Origin of the sequence: Serpentinimonas barnesii (genome assembly GCF_000696225.1) — a bacterium.
Lineage (GTDB): Bacteria > Pseudomonadota > Gammaproteobacteria > Burkholderiales > Burkholderiaceae_C > Serpentinimonas > Serpentinimonas barnesii.
In genome coordinates, this window is record NZ_BAWN01000094.1 from 1 (window position 1) to 16,345 (window position 16,345).

Annotated in this window: 21 protein-coding genes and 2 pseudogenes; 9 read left to right on the top strand and 14 right to left on the bottom strand. The window is 63.1% G+C overall.

The genetic code is table 11. The features are described 5' to 3' along the window. The first annotated feature begins 13 nt into the window (after window positions 1-13). From SRAH_RS12380 to SRAH_RS13105, 5 genes and pseudogenes are all read left to right on the top strand, one after another. A complete protein-coding gene (locus SRAH_RS12380; protein ID WP_082027494.1) occupies window positions 14-970 on the top strand; it encodes a replication initiator protein A in 957 nt (318 codons plus the stop codon). Further along, window positions 967-1,251, top strand: a complete 285-nt coding sequence (locus SRAH_RS12385; RefSeq protein ID WP_029463527.1) for a hypothetical protein — start codon at window positions 967-969, stop codon at window positions 1,249-1,251. The genes SRAH_RS12380 and SRAH_RS12385 overlap by 4 nt, the downstream gene beginning before the upstream one ends. Before the next feature lie 556 nt (window positions 1,252-1,807). Further along, window positions 1,808-2,086 carry a BrnT family toxin gene (locus SRAH_RS12390; protein ID WP_029463528.1) on the top strand — a complete coding sequence of 93 codons (279 nt, stop codon included), beginning with the start codon at window positions 1,808-1,810 and terminating at the stop codon, window positions 2,084-2,086. Next, window positions 2,046-2,366 carry a BrnA antitoxin family protein gene (locus tag SRAH_RS12395; protein WP_029463529.1) on the top strand — a complete coding sequence of 107 codons (321 nt, stop codon included), beginning with the start codon at window positions 2,046-2,048 and terminating at the stop codon, window positions 2,364-2,366. Before SRAH_RS12390 ends, SRAH_RS12395 begins: the two co-directional genes overlap by 41 nt. Continuing rightward, window positions 2,366-2,471 (top strand): annotated as a pseudogene (locus SRAH_RS13105) (type II toxin-antitoxin system RelE/ParE family toxin); the annotation flags it as partial. The gene SRAH_RS12395 and the pseudogene SRAH_RS13105, both read left to right, overlap by 1 nt. A gap of 508 nt (window positions 2,472-2,979) precedes the next feature. On the opposite strand, the gene SRAH_RS12405 reads toward SRAH_RS13105, so the two are convergent. From SRAH_RS12405 to SRAH_RS12425, 5 genes are all read right to left on the bottom strand, one after another. Continuing rightward, window positions 2,980-3,375 carry a type II toxin-antitoxin system VapC family toxin gene (locus SRAH_RS12405; RefSeq protein ID WP_029463530.1) on the bottom strand — a complete coding sequence of 132 codons (396 nt, stop codon included), beginning with the start codon at window positions 3,373-3,375 and terminating at the stop codon, window positions 2,980-2,982. Beyond that, on the bottom strand, window positions 3,372-3,629 hold the full coding sequence (locus SRAH_RS12410; RefSeq protein WP_029463531.1) for an AbrB/MazE/SpoVT family DNA-binding domain-containing protein: 258 nt from the start codon (window positions 3,627-3,629) through the stop codon (window positions 3,372-3,374). The genes SRAH_RS12405 and SRAH_RS12410 overlap by 4 nt, the downstream gene beginning before the upstream one ends. Before the next feature lie 186 nt (window positions 3,630-3,815). Then, window positions 3,816-4,544, bottom strand: a complete 729-nt coding sequence (locus SRAH_RS12415; RefSeq protein WP_034112471.1) for a DNA-binding protein — start codon at window positions 4,542-4,544, stop codon at window positions 3,816-3,818. 281 nt (window positions 4,545-4,825) lie between these two features. After that, window positions 4,826-5,113, bottom strand: a complete 288-nt coding sequence (locus SRAH_RS12420; RefSeq protein WP_029463533.1) for a type II toxin-antitoxin system RelE/ParE family toxin — start codon at window positions 5,111-5,113, stop codon at window positions 4,826-4,828. Next, window positions 5,110-5,358: a type II toxin-antitoxin system ParD family antitoxin gene (locus SRAH_RS12425; protein ID WP_029463534.1), complete on the bottom strand. Its 249-nt coding sequence runs from the start codon at window positions 5,356-5,358 to the stop codon at window positions 5,110-5,112. The genes SRAH_RS12420 and SRAH_RS12425 overlap by 4 nt, the downstream gene beginning before the upstream one ends. Before the next feature lie 1,585 nt (window positions 5,359-6,943). Between SRAH_RS12425 and SRAH_RS12430 the strand changes: the two genes are divergently transcribed. Then, window positions 6,944-7,606 carry a hypothetical protein gene (locus tag SRAH_RS12430; protein ID WP_029463535.1) on the top strand — a complete coding sequence of 221 codons (663 nt, stop codon included), beginning with the start codon at window positions 6,944-6,946 and terminating at the stop codon, window positions 7,604-7,606. A 648-nt stretch (window positions 7,607-8,254) separates the two neighbouring features. Here the strand turns inward: SRAH_RS12430 and SRAH_RS12435 are convergent. The 9 genes and pseudogenes from SRAH_RS12435 to SRAH_RS12475 all read right to left on the bottom strand — a co-directional run bounded on the left by SRAH_RS12435 (window position 8,255) and on the right by SRAH_RS12475 (window position 14,178). Continuing rightward, window positions 8,255-8,476 (bottom strand): hypothetical protein, encoded by a 222-nt coding sequence (locus SRAH_RS12435; protein WP_149028991.1) that lies wholly within the window; start codon window positions 8,474-8,476, stop codon window positions 8,255-8,257. 174 nt (window positions 8,477-8,650) lie between these two features. Then, entirely contained in the window at window positions 8,651-9,880 is a 1,230-nt protein-coding gene (locus SRAH_RS12440) for a transposase (protein WP_268747546.1), read from the bottom strand. A 55-nt stretch (window positions 9,881-9,935) separates the two neighbouring features. After that, entirely contained in the window at window positions 9,936-10,547 is a 612-nt protein-coding gene (locus SRAH_RS12445) for a LysE family translocator (protein ID WP_029463538.1), read from the bottom strand. A gap of 13 nt (window positions 10,548-10,560) precedes the next feature. Further along, window positions 10,561-11,040, bottom strand: a complete 480-nt coding sequence (locus SRAH_RS12450) for a nuclear transport factor 2 family protein (RefSeq protein WP_045477517.1) — start codon at window positions 11,038-11,040, stop codon at window positions 10,561-10,563. Beyond that, window positions 11,037-12,293, bottom strand: coding sequence for a DUF6421 family protein (locus SRAH_RS12455; protein WP_052369219.1), 1,257 nt, complete (start codon window positions 12,291-12,293; stop codon window positions 11,037-11,039). Before SRAH_RS12455 ends, SRAH_RS12450 begins: the two co-directional genes overlap by 4 nt. Beyond that, window positions 12,290-12,844, bottom strand: a complete 555-nt coding sequence (locus tag SRAH_RS12460) for a type 2 periplasmic-binding domain-containing protein (RefSeq protein WP_029463540.1) — start codon at window positions 12,842-12,844, stop codon at window positions 12,290-12,292. Before SRAH_RS12460 ends, SRAH_RS12455 begins: the two co-directional genes overlap by 4 nt. A 368-nt stretch (window positions 12,845-13,212) precedes the next feature. Continuing rightward, a pseudogene (locus SRAH_RS12465) lies at window positions 13,213-13,758 on the bottom strand (IS91 family transposase); the annotation flags it as partial. Then, a complete protein-coding gene (locus SRAH_RS13110) occupies window positions 13,643-13,888 on the bottom strand; it encodes a type II toxin-antitoxin system RelE/ParE family toxin (RefSeq protein WP_231851300.1) in 246 nt (81 codons plus the stop codon). The pseudogene SRAH_RS12465 and the gene SRAH_RS13110, both read right to left, overlap by 116 nt. After that, a complete protein-coding gene (locus tag SRAH_RS12475) occupies window positions 13,888-14,178 on the bottom strand; it encodes a CopG family ribbon-helix-helix protein (protein WP_029463543.1) in 291 nt (96 codons plus the stop codon). Before SRAH_RS12475 ends, SRAH_RS13110 begins: the two co-directional genes overlap by 1 nt. A gap of 204 nt (window positions 14,179-14,382) precedes the next feature. Between SRAH_RS12475 and SRAH_RS12480 the strand changes: the two genes are divergently transcribed. The 3 genes from SRAH_RS12480 (at window position 14,383) to SRAH_RS12490 (ending at window position 16,026) form a co-directional block, all read left to right on the top strand. Next, window positions 14,383-14,991, top strand: a complete 609-nt coding sequence (locus SRAH_RS12480) for a recombinase family protein (RefSeq protein WP_029463544.1) — start codon at window positions 14,383-14,385, stop codon at window positions 14,989-14,991. 169 nt (window positions 14,992-15,160) lie between these two features. Beyond that, window positions 15,161-15,790 (top strand): ParA family partition ATPase, encoded by a 630-nt coding sequence (gene parA / locus SRAH_RS12485; RefSeq protein WP_029463545.1) that lies wholly within the window; start codon window positions 15,161-15,163, stop codon window positions 15,788-15,790. Between the two features lie 20 nt (window positions 15,791-15,810). Next, window positions 15,811-16,026 carry a chromosome partitioning protein ParB gene (locus SRAH_RS12490; protein ID WP_029463546.1) on the top strand — a complete coding sequence of 72 codons (216 nt, stop codon included), beginning with the start codon at window positions 15,811-15,813 and terminating at the stop codon, window positions 16,024-16,026. The last annotated feature ends 319 nt before the right edge of the window (window positions 16,027-16,345 follow it).

Below are 16,345 nucleotides of genomic sequence, written 5' to 3' on the forward strand. Positions count from 1 at the left end.
AAGGAGTCGAAAAATGATCCCACCCGCAGATGTTGTTGCTGCCCGAGTCGAGATGATGAGGCAGGCGCGAGCGAAAAGGGCGCAAGAAGAGATTGATGCGCAGGCAATGAAGCTGGGGGGCTTGCTGCCAGATAAGCACAAGCAGGTGGATTTCTTTGTAGCGGATTTGGTGGATTACGCGCTCAAAGACGACCAGGCGACGATGGAGGCTCCCATTTTTTCGCTCACCACGAGAGAGGACAAAAAGCTCTGGCGCTGGACGAGCAGCGACGGCAAAAAGACCGTCGAGGTTGCGCCCGGCTTCTACGGGCGCGCCACCCAGCACGACAAGGACGTGCTGATCTACTGCACCAGCCAGCTAGTGGCCGCGCTCAACGCAGGCAAGAAGCTCCAGCGCGTGGTGCGCTTCACGGCATACGATTTCCTAGTGGCCACGAACCGAAACACGCGAGGCGACGACTACGAGCGGCTGCGTGACGCGCTCAACCGGCTGGCGGGCACGCAGATCACGACCAACATCGTGACTGGCAAGAAGGGCGGGAGGGCGGCTAAGGGCTTTGGCATCATCGATACTTGGGAAGTCGTCGAGAAGGCGCCCGGCGACAGCCGCATGGTAGCCGTCGAGGTGAAGCTGTCGGACTGGCTGTTTAACGCGATCAACGCGAAAGAAGTGCTGACCATCAGCCGCGACTATTTCAGGCTGCGCAAGCCCTTGGAGCGCCGCCTGTACGAGATAGCGCGCAAGCACACGGGGGCGCAGGGGATGTGGGACATCGGGCTTGAAGCCTTGCGCGACAAGTGCGGTAGTACAGTGGCGCGGCTGCGCCAGTTCCGCGCCGAGCTGGAGACCATCATCAAAGCCGACACACTACCAGAGTACCGGCTGACTCTCACCAGTGACGGCAAAGTGCGCTTCTACACGCGAGACATACAGCAGCTTGCAAACTGCATCTTGAAAGGCAAGAAATGAGCGGAATTTTTACAGTGACCATCGGTGAAGAAAACGGGATGCCATCCGTGGCGCTGGCCATAGCTGGAGTGTTTAGGCCGGACAGCGACGTGTCGCAGATGGTGACCAATATTGTGGGCGCGCTGTTTGCCTCGATAGACGAAATTAATGCCAAGGGCACAGACTACAAGTTTGCGATCATTGGCGACCCGCCGACCCGGAGCGAGCCCGAGAAAAAGGCCCCCAAGGCCCCCAAGGGGCGCAAGCCAAGGGCGCCGAAAACTGTGGATAAGTCGGTCTAAGCTCGCGGTTTCACACGCGCATTCCTCGCGGTTTCACACGCGCCCACTATCGCGGTTTCACACGCGCAAACGTTGTGTAACCCGTTGACTTGGTTGAGGTTGTTCAACCCGTAACATGCGCGCGCGCTTTAACCTTTTAACAAGGTTTTAACTCGCATGCGCGCGCGAGCACACGCACACACGTCCACGGACAGCACCCAACAGCCCCCCCGCAAGCGGGGGGGGATGTAAAGAGGCGCTAACGCGCCCCCCCGCTGCGCCGCTCGACGTCCACAATCGCGCGAGCACGCGCTCAAACCCTGCCCGGGCGTGCCTGCTTTTGTATTCAAACAGCCGGTTTAACAATGGGTGGGTGACGGCGGCAGCTTCGATCTCCGCTGCCGCACGCCCAAGAACGGCTTAAAACTGGCCTAGAAGCGTTTTTATGAGCTTGGTGATGCCCGAGGTATCAATCGACACCAAAAAACGCGCCAGAGAGGCCAGGGTACAGCACCCAACTAGGCGTGCGCTGGCAGGACTTGGCGTAACTACAAAACGCAGCTACACTACGGCCACCATGGAGATCGAATGGGACGCCGACAAAGCGGCGCGCAACCTGACCAAGCACGGCGTTTCCTTCGAAGATGCCGCGCTGGTTTTTTACGACTCCAACCGGGTCGAGGCTTACGACGGGCGCGCAGACTATGGAGAGGACCGCTGGGCCACGATCGGCTTGGCCTACTGCGCCGTGCTCTACGTGGTCTATACCGTTCGACACGAGCACACCATCCGCCTGATTTCAGCAAGGAAAGCCAATGCCAGCGAAAGAAAGCACTATCGTCAAGCGCACCCTTGACCTCAAGCGACCGCCGCGCTTGGGCACCGAGCAAAAGGCGCGACTGGCTGCCGTGGCCTCGATGCCCGATGAGCAGATCGACTACAGCGACGCACCTGCACTACCCCATGCGGTCTGGATGAAGGCGGCGGCAGAGCTGCCCCATGCCAAGAAGCAAGTGACGCTGCGCATCGATGCCGACGTGCTGGCGTACTTCAAGCACGCCGGCAAGCGCTACCAGTCGCGCATGAACGCCGTTTTGCGCTCCTACGTCGAGGCGCACAAGGCTCAGGCCAAGTGATAGCGCATGAAAGCTATAGGCTGGTGTACGAGATCGACGGCAGCACGGTTTGGATACTGGCCTTGGTGCATACCCGCCCGCCGGTGGCCACCAGTGACGGCGTAGCACGCGGGGCGGGGTGTCTGCACTGCACGACAAGCTACACCCGGCCTGCGCTGGCACCTATCGGTTTGTATGCGGGCTGGGCTGCGGTTGCTCGGTTGGACTGCGCCTGCCCTGCTGGCCCCTACACCGGCGGCGGCACCCTTGATTTATCGTAACTGTGTAACGATAAATGGACAGGCAGTCGCCGCTCTTTTGGCCGCCCGCTCCGGTATTTGGTATCTGTTAAACAGGGTGGGGGAGCGTCAGGCGGGGCGAAACCGCAGTCCCGCGCCCCGGCGCGGGTTGTCCACGGCGCGCCCGCGCGCGGTGGACAATGCGGTTTTGCACGGCCGCTGGCCGCTAGCGCCGGGGGCGGGGCTCCGCCCCCGTCCGCTGCGTGCGCAGCGCGCCAGTCGGTGGAGTTGCCGCCTGCTGCGGTTTCGCTGGCGCTGGGCGTGATCCTCACGCTGCTGCTGGTCATGGGGGCGGGTGCCTGGCGGCAGGGCAGGAGGGTCGCCGGGTGAAAAGGTCAGAGCGCGATAACGCCGGACAAAGGCCGCATGGCCTTGTCGAGCGAGGCCGTGCCGGTGCAGCCGGCCGCCGCATTGCGCGCGACGATCAGGCAGTCGGAGAAGTCCGCCTTTCCGTTGCGGAACAGTGCGAGCGCCGCCGCAACGGTTTCGCGTCCATCGACGACATAGGCGGCGTTGCCCAGTATCGCGTCGATAGCCGTGCCGATATCGGTGCGCCCGTAACCGAACACGGTTTCAAGCACCCAGACCATCTCGACCAGCACGACCGTATCGACAAAGAAATCGCACCCTTCCGCCGCCTGTGCGGCGACGAACTTGCGCGCCTTGGTCACGTCCGCCGAGCCGTCGTCGACCAGCACGCGCACCAGCACGTTGGTGTCGAGACCGATCACTTGGCGCCCCGCGCAAAGCGCTCTGCGGCACGTCCGGCGACTGCGGCGCGCATGTCCGCAACGCTGACTGGCCCGCGCAGCGGTTTGGGCAACACGGCGCAGACAGCGAGCGGATCGCGCGAAACCGGCACGACGCGGATCGAGCCGTCGTCCTGCAAGGCGAAGTCGAGACGTGCGCCGGCATCGAGCCTGAGCGCGGCGCGGATCGGCGCGGGCAAGGTGACTTGTCCCTTGCTGGTGAGTGTGGCGAGCATCGTCATTTCCTTTTGAGGTTGGTTATGTCTTTCAAGTTTAATTTAGTAAGGAGTGCGTTACAAGGAATGTCCTGTTCGCTACTTCTTACCTCTGCCTTCGCCGCCGACCCGGACTCCACCCTATGCTGAGCAAAGGGTGGGGTAGTTCATATCACTGGGTGCAGCGTGCAGCGCACAGCACCCAGCTCAACCCTTGCTCGCTGGCCTTTCAGCCTTGGGTGCCGCCACTGGCCGTTCGGCCAAGACTTGCACCAGCTCGGCCCGCTGGCCCTCGAGGGCCTCGACCTGGCCGCGCAAGCGCGCCGCATCCTCGCGCGCTGCTTGCGCTTCACTGCGTGCTTGGGCCAGCTCGGTGCGCAAGCGCTCGAAGGCCTCGGCGTCGGATCTGATCGATTGCTCCGCAGCGGTGAGCCGTTCGCGCAACTGGGCCAGCTCGACCGCCTGCGCTTGTCCGTGGGCTTGCGAATCGGTGAGCTTGCCGCCCAAGGCCTCGACTTCCGACCTGGTTGCATCCAGCGTTTTCTCGAGGTCGTCAACCGTGGAGGTGGCGTCAGCCAGCTCGCGTTCGGCTTGCTCGCGCTGCTCGCCGGCGGCGCGCACAACCTCGGCCACTCGGCGCTCGGCAGCTTTGACGGCTTTGTCGTTGAGCTCGACTGCAAGTGTGGTGATGCGCTCCTTGAGCGCCGCCGTGACCGCTGCAACCTCGTCGGCGACCTCCACGGGCAGCTCGGCCAGCGGCTGGGCCTGCGCGGTGGTATTGCTCGCTAGGTACTCATCCCACACCTGACGCAGCCGCGCCGGGTTGCCGCCGCCGACCCGTTGGCGCAGCGCAAAACCGGTGACATTGCGCCCGGCGGCTTGTAGGGACTGACCGGCCGCGATGATGGCCTCTGCGGGGAACTCGGTTGGACGCATGGCGTGCTCCTTTGTGGACGATGCCTAAAGTATAGCACAACAAACAAACAAATAAAGAAATAAACAAACAAACAAATTTTGGAGGGGTTTCCCGCCGCCGGCCTACCGGGTGACACGCTGGAACTGGCCCGCCGGCTGCCGGTCCCCGTTGGACAGCGCTGCCTAGGTCAAATTGCAGCAGCCATATTTGTCACTATGGCGCACTAGGTCAAGCACCACTAGGAGCAAGCCAAGGAAGCCCGCAGCGCAGCAGGCTCGAGATGGACAGCGCCCGGCTTGGGCTAAAGATGGCGCTCAGCGTCCTGCCGTTGATGCAGGACTCGAATCACGTCCAGATGGTCAGGGTAATTCAGAAAATAGACTACGTGCGAGCCGCACAGGTACTTTTGGAAGTCCGGCAACACCTCGGCCGGGCGACCGTGCTTTGTCCCTCGGGCCAGCGCATAGCACGCATCCCGAATGGCATCGATGTAGTTGTCGGCTTGGTCTGGCCCCCACCTATCGGCGCTGTAGTCCCAAATTTCGCCAATGTCGGCCTGCGCCGCTGGCGAGAACGCAACAGCCTTCACTGCGGCTGCAGCCCTGCACGCTTACGGGCCTTGAAGGCCTCGAAGTCGAACGCGCGCGGCTCGCCGGATTCAAGGCCAGCGCGTAGAGCATCTTGCAGCGCCTTCACCTTGGATTCGTGCTCTTCCAGCAGCCGCAAGCCTGCCCGGACAACATCGCTGGCCGAGCCGTAGCGCCCGCCTTGCACCTGGGCATCGATGAAGCTGGCGAAGTGCGTCCCGAGGGATACGGATGTGTTTCGGCTCATGAGCGTTCTCCTGTTGACGCGCCAATAATACCAACCTTTGGTACATCCTGTTGGGAGGATTGCGGGCGCACGGGGCGTGGCGGTTGCTTCTCACCCACTCGCCCTGACGGCGGGACTTGCACCACCAAGAAAGCGCCCGTGCCGGGCGCACAAAAGAAAACCCCCGACCATCGGGCCGGGGGTTTGATTGAACATCGCGCGAAAATCGCGCACGCTTGAGCTGCGGCTTGCGCCGCAACTTAGATTCCCCCAAGCCAACGGCCGGGGGTGTAGATCAGGTCATGCGCAACGCGCATGCCGCAGCCCCGGCTTGCGCCGGGTTTTCTTGACTCACACGATTACACTTCTCGCCGCGCATTCACTGCGCTCAACTACGCTTCGCTGCCACGCTTGCTGTAGTTATCTTTGTCGGCCCCTGCCAGGGCTTTCAAACACACACACTCACTATAACGATCGACTCGCTGCCTCACGTGCCGGTTTTCCCGGACTCGCTGCTCACTTTCGGTGGCCAAATGTCCTTGCGGACAACGCTCTCAACGTGGTCAGTTACGCATCCGTCACGATTAGTTTTTCGGGTTCGCTTCCCGCGCCGCGTGTGCCTACACGCGACCGTCGCAGACAGAGTCAGTTTCAGATATACACTTGGTTTTTGGATGGATGTCGCGTTCCCGCAGCAATAGTACCTAGCCTTTCGGCTTTCTATCCGCCTTTCAGCAGATTCGATTTCGGGGGCTCGAAGAGGGTCAAGCGGCTCCCTTACTCAGTACTGCGCTGTGATACCAGGTGTGCAGGCATTTCAGCCCTACCACGCGACGTTATTCTTATTTTTCTCACCATTGGTTCGCACCCTTTCGGGGTGCTTTTCCGGCTTCGCTTCCCGTGACCTCGCCAGCTTGCGCCAGCTCGTGCCCCGCAACGCCTTGACCGCTTGGTCAATCGTGCGATGCGCTCTCTCCGCGCTTTACGTATGCCGTCACCAATCACGTTATACCCTCTCGAGCATCCCGTGTCCCAGCGTCCATTGCTGGGTCCGTGTATTCCTAACTTTACGCACCTATTCACAAATCAAATTGGCATGGGCTGATGCACAGGGGTTACTCGCTTTCGCGGATTAGTCCTACGCATACTCCCTCGCACCCGGCGTGCGGCTACTAGCTCGCACCGGGCGCCAATCGATCTCCCGCAAGTGGCATTTCTTGCGGTGGGCACGCATTGCGCGTGCGGTGTGTGTGTTATCGACAATTCTCTGTTAGCGTAATGCAGGTGGCAGCCTGCACTATGCGCACAGTATGCGCATAGTGCAAGCGGCGTGCCCGCACCAGGGGCCCCAGAGATGCGTTCCACGCAACCAGGTGAGCGATAGACGTGGTTCCGGGGGCTCACTCCGGCGTCTGATATGTGCCGCTGGCGCGGCAAGGACGGCGGGTCTAGACCCGCCTTACCCCCTTCATTTGTGTGCTTCGCACAGACGGCCTTGATAGCCGTACACACGCTGCTTATAATGACTTAGCGACGACGGCTTGACGCCTCGGCACTTCGTGCATGCAGCTACTCTTGCCCCGACCCCGACTGATAACGAAGCGCCATGAAAATTTATGACCTCACCACCGGCCTGCAAGCCGTGCTGCTGCACTTCCAGCGCGGCTACGTGCTCACGACAGAGTGCCCGATCGTGGTTCACGCCGACAAACGAGATAGCCTGATGGAGAAATTCATCGAGGTTTATGGCGTCAATTTTCCCGCTTGGAAACGCTATTCCCGCAAGCTCAAAGGCCTACCGAGTGCTGTTGCGCTTGACCTATCTGTATTAGGTCAACCGCACTCACGGCAAATTGTGTTGCTATCGACCGCATTTGATGACCGACTCCCCAAAGACGCGCAGTGGCGGCGTGAAAAGTGGGTGCCGCTAAAGCGCGTGCAGGATTTTGTGCTGTCGAATGAAGTCGGCAGCGACAGGCAAACGTCGCTGAGCTGGAGGCTTGCGCCAGAAGTAATCGCGCCGCAGGCGCGCTACTGGCTCAAACTCATTAAAGAGCAAAAGGCCAGCGCAGCAATGATGCACATGCGCGAAGCTGTAGAGCTATACCCCGCTTATGCCGGGGTCAGGAAGCAACTCAAGCAAGAGATAAGCTCGCTCAAAAAGCTGATCGAGCGCAAGTACAAGGTGCCTTACACGGGGCCAGACCCGGATAAATTACCGATCATCGCTGGTTTTCGCGCCAGTGCGGATCGGGGCTTGACCAAGTGAGCCGCGCAAGCCAAAAAGAGCAGAGAATTGAACCCGTCCGGAATCCCTGGCTTCAGTCATCGGCCAGCAGCTTGTCTACCGAGCCACCCCGCGTCACGCGGTCGGAGCGGCTATCTGTAATCGCTTTTTCGGTTTCCTTCCTGCCCATGTGCTTGCCCTTCTATTTGATGCTGGCCGCCAGCGCGGCGAGGCGCTGCGGGTCGCGTGTTTCGCACTCCAAAATTACTAGGGCCGTCCATCCAGCTTCCGATTCCAGTAGTCCGGCCGCGACTTCGGCCGGTCGTCCGTTTTGCAGCCGAGATGCTGATTTCAGAAACACACATGCATGAACAGCGTTACTCGGTAAGGGGTGTTTGTGAACACCGCCAAGCCTTCGCACGGCTCGCTGGACGGGAAAAATGCGAGAAACTTCTGTTTCTGGCAGCGGTTGGGCGGGCGCGTGGGGGTGGCTAAATTGAGGTCACGGATTCAGGGTAGAAGTAGATGAACTCAAGGTACTGGCCCTGGCGTGGAGTGAAGGGGGACAGCATGCTCTGCGGCGCTGTGCGACGGCTAACGTGGAGGTCACCGGCGCTGCGCGGCTTTATCGCGCAGCGTCCGGTGGACCGCAGGGTTATGCCTTTTTGCCACCAACGGTCGCACGCGGGCTTAGTTGCCGAGACAGAACATCTCGTTGCAGCGGTTGCAGAGGAAGGAATTGTCCCAAGTGGCTTTCAGCGAAGGCCAGACCTTCCCGTTGTATTGGAAGGCGTGGTAAATCCAGCCTGCGGAGGCGGCAAGCCAGCCAACGGTCACCACACCCCCAACGATTTCACTCTTGCCACCGAGGAACATTGAGACCAGGAAGGGGGATAGGAAATCCAACCGCATGAGCACAAGTATGGCACACGTTTGGGGCGTCTCAGGCATGCACACAGGGGACTGCTGGGTTGATTTCTCAAAGCCAGTTGCCCGAGATTTTTCGGTATGACCCGTTTTTGGCGGTGACAGGCGCAGCGCTGCCTCGCAACGTTGGCAAAACCACTGTTAACCGCTGTTGCCACCCTACCAACTGACGCGCTGATCGACCTCGAAGTCCGGGGCCGGTTGGGTCGCTTCATCCCAGTCTGGGGCTGGCTCCACGCCCTCTGCGGCTTGCGCGTCGCACTCGTCCCACAGTGGCGGCCCGCGTGCCGGGGTGATGTGCGGCGGCTCCGTCTCCACCCCGATGTGCTCCAGTATTTGGCGGATATCGGCACTGTGTGTGATGAAGGCGATGATGTGCATTTGCCCGCCGCAGATGGGGCACAGCAGCGGGAACACCTCGTAGATACGGGCCATCAGCACCGCCCACAAATAGTGCGCCGGGCGCTTGGGTGGCACCGGCTGGGCGGGCTCGGTCTGGGTTGGCAGTGGGCTTCTTACCCCAAGTGCGCCCTCGCCTGCAGCCGTGCTGGCTGGCTCGGCTTGCACCTGCGCCGGTTTCACCGCTGCATCACGCGCCAGCGCCGTGACGGCAGGCCTCAAGGGTGAGTTCGGTGCCAGCACGCCAAAGTAGCGGTGGCGGTGCGTGCGCGGCGGGGGCACCAGCTTGGCGATACGTTCAATCAGCTCCAGCGGGGTGAGGGTGATCTCATCGGCCTTTACGCCGCGCTTGTTGTGAGGCAGGCTGCCGGGCTCGCTGTGCTGCTTGGCGCAGCGGTAGACCAGCTCGCTGCCCGCTTTGCGCAGCCGCTCCATGGCAAACGGCGGGCGGGCGCAGTAGCGCAGCAGCCGCTCCAGCCCGGCGCGGTCGTGCGCCGCTATGCACACGCTGGTGTCCGCCGAAAACCCGCTGTGCTTGTAGCCCAGCATCTCTTGGGCCTCGAAACTCTCCAGCAGGCCCCGTCCGACAAAGGCGCGCAGGATGCGTTTGCGTAAGCTGGCCTGCACCTGACCCACGGCATCCGCAGTCACGCCGGTGGCGGGGTGGAAGATGATGCGCGATGGTGAGCTTTGAGAAGCTGCATCAGCAGCATCGACCTCCTCGCCCGCCACTTCCTCAAACACGCCATCGACTGCGCAGACATGGAAGTGCACATGCGCATCCGTGAGGCCGAGCCTTTCGGCGGCCCCCGTCGCGACGAGCGGGATCGCCTGGATGCCCTTCACCGCCGAGCGCGGAAAGACCGGCGTCTCGACGTCGCCGCGCACCAACACGCGCCCGCCCTGCGCATCGACGACGCAGACGTCGACGCGATGGCGCGATTCGACGAGCGGCCCGCGGGTGATCTCGACGGTGACGGGATCGGACATGGTTCTTCTCGACGCTCCGGTATGGAGCCCCGGTTACACCGATCCGCGCCGCACGTCACCCCGGCGCGCGCGCCATCAGGATCGGCACGATCGAGGCGAGCAGCATCAGGCCGAGCACGATGTTGAAGGCACGCATGCGGGCGGGCGTGTGGAGGAAGCGGGCGATGAAGCTCCCGAACGACGCCCAGGTCACGCTCGAGCCGAGCCCGACCAGCGTGAACACGGCGACGATCGCCGCGACCTCGAATCCGAAGCCGGCGGTGGTCGTGTAGGCCGCGATGGCGCCCGTCGCCATCACCCAGGCCTTGGGGTTCACCCATTGGAACAGCGCCGCCTCGACGAAGCCGATGGGCTTGCCGACATTGCCCTCCTCCATCGAGCCGCCCGCCATCACGAGCTTCCACGTGAGGTAGAGGAGATAGGCCGCGCCGACGTAGTTGAGCGCGTAGTGCAGCCAGGGCAGGGCCTGGAACACGGCGCCGAGGAAGATCGCGATGATCGCGATCATCACGGGAAAGCCGAAGGCCACGCCCATGATGTGCCGCCAGGTGCGCGAGAGCCCGAACTTGGCGCCCGACGTGACGAGGAGCAGGTTGTTGGGTCCCGGTGAGAAGCTCGTCGAGATCGCGAAGAGAACGATCGCGAGGAGCCAGGCGCTCGTCGCCATGTGAGGTCGTCCGTCAAGTGCCGTGAGCGGAGACGGGGGCGGCCGGCACGTGCCAGCCCCCGTCGTGGTAATCGTACCCGCCGAGCTCGTTGTCGCCGATCGAGGGGTCGCGCGGAGAGGCGTAGTACACCCGAACCTCGACGATTCGCCCCTGCTCGTCGAAGGCGAAGACGTCGACGCCGCGGAAATACACGCCGTCCTTCGGCTTGACCGCGGTCCATTCGGCGATCGCGGTGCGGGCCGCATCGTCCGCGTAGACCCGATCGGCGATCCAATAGGCGCCGGTCCTGGCCGCGTCCTCGCGCCAGCGGGCGAAGAGGCTCTCCACGTCGTGGAAGGGGCCGAACATGCCCTTGGGGAGGTAATGGCCCGCATCGGGCGCGAAGAGGCCGAAAAAGAGGTCCCGGTCGCCGCTGTTGCAGGCCTCGAAATAGCGGGCGACGGCGCTCGCGAGAGGCGATGCGCTCGGGCTCGGAACCGCGCTCGTGCTCATGCCGCGAGCCTCCGGGCCTGCGGGCGCAGCTTCTCGCCGAGCGCGCCTTCGTCGAGGCTGAAGGCGATCGTCGGCGCGCGTCCGACGAGATCGTGGAAGAGGCTGCCACGCAGGATCTCGGGCACGCCGAAGCGGATCTCGCCCGGGCCCGGTGCGGGCAGGTAGCGGCGCACCATCGCCTCGGCCGCCTCGAGGTAATCCGCGTCCGGGAGCCGCTCCAGCGCCTCGACCTCGGCGGCGAAGCGTGCGCCCGCAGCCTCGACGGCGAGGAGATCGACATCGAGCCGCCCCGTCGAGGACACGCCGATCGCCCCCGCCTCGGCGAGATAGGCGAGGAGGAGGAGACCGGTGCCGGAATCGAAATTGCGCGACCAGTCCGGCTCGCCCGGATAGCGCATCGTGCGGTCGAACAGGATGAACTCGGCCACCATCGCGCCATGAGGCACGCCGCCCGCCCGGCAGACGCGGAAGGATTGCAGATCGACCTTCAGCTCCTCCAGGAGGCCCGTGAACCAGCGCGTCTTCACGCCGATGTGCTCGTCGAAGGAGCGCGGGCCGCGATGGTGGAAGTAATCGTGCAGGTAGCCCCACACGCAGCGCGCCTCGTAGACGTCCCGCGCGTCGGCGCCGCGCGAGGCGACGAGCGCCTCAGGCCGCCCGACGCGGTCCCACGAGGGGATCGTGATCGTCTCGTAGATCGCCTTGAACTTGTTGAAGAAGAACAGCGCGTAGAGCTGCTTGTCGGGCACGTCGGGCGCGGCGATGTTCTCGGGAAAGAAAACGATGTTGTTGCCGCGCGTCAGGCCCGGCGAGCCGGCGATCAGATGCGCGGATTGGCAGATGTTCTTCGGGTGCGGGAAGCCCGCGTACAGGGCACGATAGGGCGCGTCCCCCGGCTCCTCGCGCAGCGCCAGGAAGCACTCGAACCGGTAGCCGACGCGCCCCCCGTTCGCCAGGCGCAAAGGGCCGAAGAAGAAGAACGGGCGCTCGTCTTCCGGCGCGCGAAGCGCGTCCCGCGAGCGCGAGAAATCAGGCCGGCCATCGGCGCCCCGCGCCAGCCAGTCTCGCGTATCGGCGACGAGCGCCTCTCCATACGTGCGCGCGCCGAGACCCTCCGCGATCCGCGCGGCCTCCTCGGCCAGAGCCGGCAGCGCGGCCCGCGCGGCCTCGCCCGCCGCGTCCGCGCGCAATCCGCCGTCGGGCTCCTGCGCCGCGCCGACGCGGGCGACGTCCTCGACGAGCCTCCCGATCATGCCGCCCTCCTCGCGAGAGCGCGATGCGCGTGGATGGTGAAGCCCATCGGCACCGGGCCGTGATCGACGAGGATCGCGAGCCCGTTCGCCTCCGCGGCAGGGCGAGTGGTGATGCAGCCGTCGACCTCTCCCGCCGCGCAGGAACGCGCCGCGGCGGCGTTGCTCGTCGCGAGCACGACCTCCACGCCCGCCGGCACCAGCGCGCGCGGCGCCGGATGCGAGGCGACGCGGGTCGGCCGCACGCCGGGCTCGCGCGCCGCGAGCAGCATCGGAAACGTATCGAAGAGGAACTGGTCGGCGAGCACCATGCGGTCGAGATAGGGAAAGACGAGGCCGTGGAGATCCGGATAGACCACGCAACCGAGCAGCGCGGAGCGCGGATCGTCCAGCACGCGGGCCATGCCCTCCTCGAGCGTGCGATGGAGGACGATCTCGACCGAGAGGCCCCGGCTCGACGCGTAGTGCCGTGCGGCCGCTTCGCAATTGGTGCCGGTGGGTCCGAGCGTGTGAATGGCCGTCAGCTGCGCGAGTTCTGCGGGAGGGGACGACATGGTGCATCTCCTTTGTAATCATGGATTGCACCACAATGCCACGGTTGTTATCCTTGTCAATCTGCTGGTTGTTTAGGTCTGTTCATTCTATGAAAAGATGCGCGCCGAGGCAAGGCGCCTGCGAGGCACGTCGCGGCACACTCGCGCGAGCGCGACGTCGCGGGCCATTGCGGGGATAGGAAATCCAACCGCATGAGCACAAGTATGGCACACGTTTGGGGCGTCTCAGGCATGCACACAGGGGACTGCTGGGTTGATTTCTCAAAGCCAGTTGCCCGAGATTTTTCGGTATGACCCGTTTTTGGCGGTGACAGGCGCAGCGCTGCCTCGCAACGTTGGCAAAACCACTGTTAACCGCTGTTGCCACCCTACCAACTGACGCGCTGATCGACCTCGAAGTCCGGGGCCGGTTGGGTCGCTTCATCCCAGTCTGGGGCTGGCTCCACGCCCTCTGCGGCTTGCGCGTCGCACTCGTCCCACAGTGGCGGCCCGCGTGCCGGGGTGATGTGCGGCGGCTCCGTCTCCACCCCGATGTGCTCCAGTATTTGGCGGATATCGGCACTGTGTGTGATGAAGGCGATGATGTGCATTTGCCCGCCGCAGATGGGGCACAGCAGCGGGAACACCTCGTAGATACGGGCCATCAGCACCGCCCACAAATAGTGCGCCGGGCGCTTGGGTGGCACCGGCTGGGCGGGCTCGGTCTGGGTTGGCAGTGGGCTTCTTACCCCAAGTGCGCCCTCGCCTGCAGCCGTGCTGGCTGGCTCGGCTTGCACCTGCGCCGGTTTCACCGCTGCATCACGCGCCAGCGCCGTGACGGCAGGCCTCAAGGGTGAGTTCGGTGCCAGCACGCCAAAGTAGCGGTGGCGGTGCGTGCGCGGCGGGGGCACCAGCTTGGCCCAAGCCGGGATGATCGACCAGGCGGCCGGCTTTCTCTGCAAACAGTTCATCGAGGGCCAGCGCGGCGGCCGGGTTGTCGGCCTCGATGTAGTTATAGATTTCGTCGCGGTCTTGCGTCGCCTCGGGCGTCCAAAACAATTCCATCATTCGGCAGAGGCTTCAAGCCGACGACGTGTTGCTGCCCGCTTGGCCGCAAACTCGGCTTCGACCTCGGCTGACTGGATCAGGTTGCCGGCATTGGCCGAATCTAGGCCGATTTGCACCTGGCGATGGAACCAAGCGTCATGCGCTGCTGCTTCTTGCTGCTGCTGCACAAAGTCGCGCATGAAGTCGCGCAGAAGCTGCGCGGCGTTGCGGTCGCGGTTTTTGGCTGCGCTGGAGAACTCGGACTTCAAGGATTCGTCGACCCTGAAGGTAAATGTTGCATCGCTCATAGCGCGCCCTTATGTGTTACACGATAAGTGCATGGTAGCACACTGCCTGGTGCGCTGAAGTTGTCTTGCGGCGTCGCATAAGTCCTAAGTTGTGCGACAGGCCGTGCTGCGGATTTTTTTGCTAAGCGTGGCCGTGTTGCATGTTTTAGTTGCATAATTGCGAACACTTGCGACTAAAACCGGAGACGATTGACCATGAAGGGCATGAACACACCTGCTGCGCTCGACCTAGAGGGCGGGCGCTTGCTGCTGGGCTATGCCCGCGTCAGCACCGATGGCCAGGACTTGAGCAACCAGCGCGCCGACCTGCATGCGGCTGGATGCTCCCGCATCTACGCCGAGAAGATCACCGGCACCAGGCGCGAGCGGCCTGAGTTGGCCCGGCTGCTCGATCACCTGCGCGCCGGTGACGTGGTGACTGTGGCCCGGCTTGACCGCTTGGCCCGCAGCACGCGCGATCTGCTGGACATTGCCGAGCGCATCCATGCCGTCGGTGCCGGCCTGCGCAGCCTGGCCGAGCCGTGGGCCGACACCACCACCCCGGCTGGGCGCATGGTGCTGACCGTGTTTGCCGGCATTGCCGAATTTGAGCGCTCTCTGATCATCGACCGCACCAAGTACGGCCGCGAGGCGGCCAAGGCGCGGGGCGTGAAGTTTGGCCCCCGCCCCACCCTCACCCCGGCACAGATTGCCCATGCCCGCGAACTGATCGACCAGAGCGGGCGCACCGTGAAGGATGCAGCCGCCTTGCTGGGCGTGCATCGTTCGACGCTCTACCGGGCGCTGGGGCACAGCGAGAGCATCAGCAGGTAGGTGAGGGAGCCGACACCTAGCGAGATGAAGGGGGCTTTATGCGCGATGCGAGGCGAACTAACCCGCAGTCGAAGCATGAAGAAATGAGTATCAACTTCTTTACTCATTTACGTTTTGTGGTATGATGCTATGAAGTTAGAATCATTGGCGCATTTACACAGGAGCCCGAATGAAGGTTATCGCCGTGCTGAACCAAAAGGGTGGGTCTGGGAAAACGACCATCGCCACTCACCTTGCCCGCGCCTTGCAGCTTGCCGGCGCTGACGTGCTGCTGGTCGATTCCGACCCCCAAGGCAGTGCCCGCGATTGGGCGGCGGTGCGGGAGGATCAACCGCTAACCGTGGTCGGCATCGACCGCCCGACCATCGACCGCGATCTAAAGCAGATCGCCCGCAAGGATTTCGTCGTGATCGACGGCGCCCCCCAAGCTGCCGACTTGGCTGTGTCTGCTATCAAGGCGGCTGACTTTGTGCTGATCCCGGTGCAACCCAGTCCTTACGACATTTGGGCTACCGCTGACCTGGTGGATCTGGTCAAGCAGCGCATCGAGGTCACAGACGGTCGCCTGCAAGCAGCCTTTGTGGTGTCCCGAGCCATCAAGGGCACACGCATCGGCGGCGAAGTCACCGACGCGCTGACGGGTTATGGCTTACCCATCCTAGCGTCGCGCATCACCCAGCGCGTGAGCTATCCCGGCACTGCCGCCGTCGGCACCACCGTCATGGATTCCGAGCCGGGCGGCGATGCAGCGGCCGAGGTCCACGCCTTGGCGAACGAGATTAAGCAAAAACTCATTTGATAATTTGAGGAATTGAAAAAATGAGCAAATCAGTTAATACTCTAACCGCCGGCCGCCCGAGCGCCCGGAGCAACAAGGCTGCCACCCTTGCCAGTCTGGCCGACGAGGCCAGCACGAAGCGCGTGAATTTCGAGCTGCCGGCCGAGCAGCACACGAAGCTGAAGATCTTTGCGGCCAAGCAGGGTAAGACCATCAAAGAGCTATTGACCGAGTACGTTGGCAGACTGCCTGAGTAATTGAGCGTAAAAGCAAATGAGTATTTGTGCAGCTTTGGCGGCCACAGAACAGGCAAAAAAGTCCGGTGTGTTGAGCAGCAGCCCGGCCTGCCCGCGCTGTTTTGCGGTCAATCGCATTTTTTGGGCATCCCTTGGCCTAAGCCAAGCAAAGCCCATGGGGCTGGAACCATGACGCCAACCCAGCAAGCAGGGGAAAACACATGACCAAGCGCAGCAACGGCCCGCAGCAGGTTGGCGACCTGCTGTCTAGATTGAGAGAGGGGGGCGACGTGCGCCAGCTGGCGCAGCGCGTACACGCCGCCGGCATCTACAGCTAAAG

Bases quoted from the DNA above. Each gene is read 5' to 3' on its own strand.
- SRAH_RS12380 (WP_082027494.1), top strand. From the start codon at position 14: ATGATCCCACCCGCAGATGTTGTTGCTGCCCGAGTCGAGATGATGAGG.
- SRAH_RS12385 (WP_029463527.1), top strand. From the start codon at position 967: ATGAGCGGAATTTTTACAGTGACCATCGGTGAAGAAAACGGGATGCCA.
- SRAH_RS12390 (WP_029463528.1), top strand. From the start codon at position 1,808: ATGGAGATCGAATGGGACGCCGACAAAGCGGCGCGCAACCTGACCAAG.
- SRAH_RS12395 (WP_029463529.1), top strand. From the start codon at position 2,046: ATGCCAGCGAAAGAAAGCACTATCGTCAAGCGCACCCTTGACCTCAAG.
- SRAH_RS12410 (WP_029463531.1), bottom strand. From the start codon at position 3,629: ATGCTCGCCACACTCACCAGCAAGGGACAAGTCACCTTGCCCGCGCCG.
- SRAH_RS12415 (WP_034112471.1), bottom strand. From the start codon at position 4,544: ATGCGTCCAACCGAGTTCCCCGCAGAGGCCATCATCGCGGCCGGTCAG.
- SRAH_RS12425 (WP_029463534.1), bottom strand. From the start codon at position 5,358: ATGAGCCGAAACACATCCGTATCCCTCGGGACGCACTTCGCCAGCTTC.
- SRAH_RS12430 (WP_029463535.1), top strand. From the start codon at position 6,944: ATGAAAATTTATGACCTCACCACCGGCCTGCAAGCCGTGCTGCTGCAC.
- SRAH_RS12435 (WP_149028991.1), bottom strand. From the start codon at position 8,476: ATGCGGTTGGATTTCCTATCCCCCTTCCTGGTCTCAATGTTCCTCGGT.
- SRAH_RS12440 (WP_268747546.1), bottom strand. From the start codon at position 9,880: ATGTCCGATCCCGTCACCGTCGAGATCACCCGCGGGCCGCTCGTCGAA.
- SRAH_RS12445 (WP_029463538.1), bottom strand. From the start codon at position 10,547: ATGGCGACGAGCGCCTGGCTCCTCGCGATCGTTCTCTTCGCGATCTCG.
- SRAH_RS12450 (WP_045477517.1), bottom strand. From the start codon at position 11,040: ATGAGCACGAGCGCGGTTCCGAGCCCGAGCGCATCGCCTCTCGCGAGC.
- SRAH_RS12455 (WP_052369219.1), bottom strand. From the start codon at position 12,293: ATGATCGGGAGGCTCGTCGAGGACGTCGCCCGCGTCGGCGCGGCGCAG.
- SRAH_RS12460 (WP_029463540.1), bottom strand. From the start codon at position 12,844: ATGTCGTCCCCTCCCGCAGAACTCGCGCAGCTGACGGCCATTCACACG.
- SRAH_RS13110 (WP_231851300.1), bottom strand. From the start codon at position 13,888: ATGGAATTGTTTTGGACGCCCGAGGCGACGCAAGACCGCGACGAAATC.
- SRAH_RS12475 (WP_029463543.1), bottom strand. From the start codon at position 14,178: ATGAGCGATGCAACATTTACCTTCAGGGTCGACGAATCCTTGAAGTCC.
- SRAH_RS12480 (WP_029463544.1), top strand. From the start codon at position 14,383: ATGAACACACCTGCTGCGCTCGACCTAGAGGGCGGGCGCTTGCTGCTG.
- parA (WP_029463545.1), top strand. From the start codon at position 15,161: ATGAAGGTTATCGCCGTGCTGAACCAAAAGGGTGGGTCTGGGAAAACG.
- SRAH_RS12490 (WP_029463546.1), top strand. From the start codon at position 15,811: ATGAGCAAATCAGTTAATACTCTAACCGCCGGCCGCCCGAGCGCCCGG.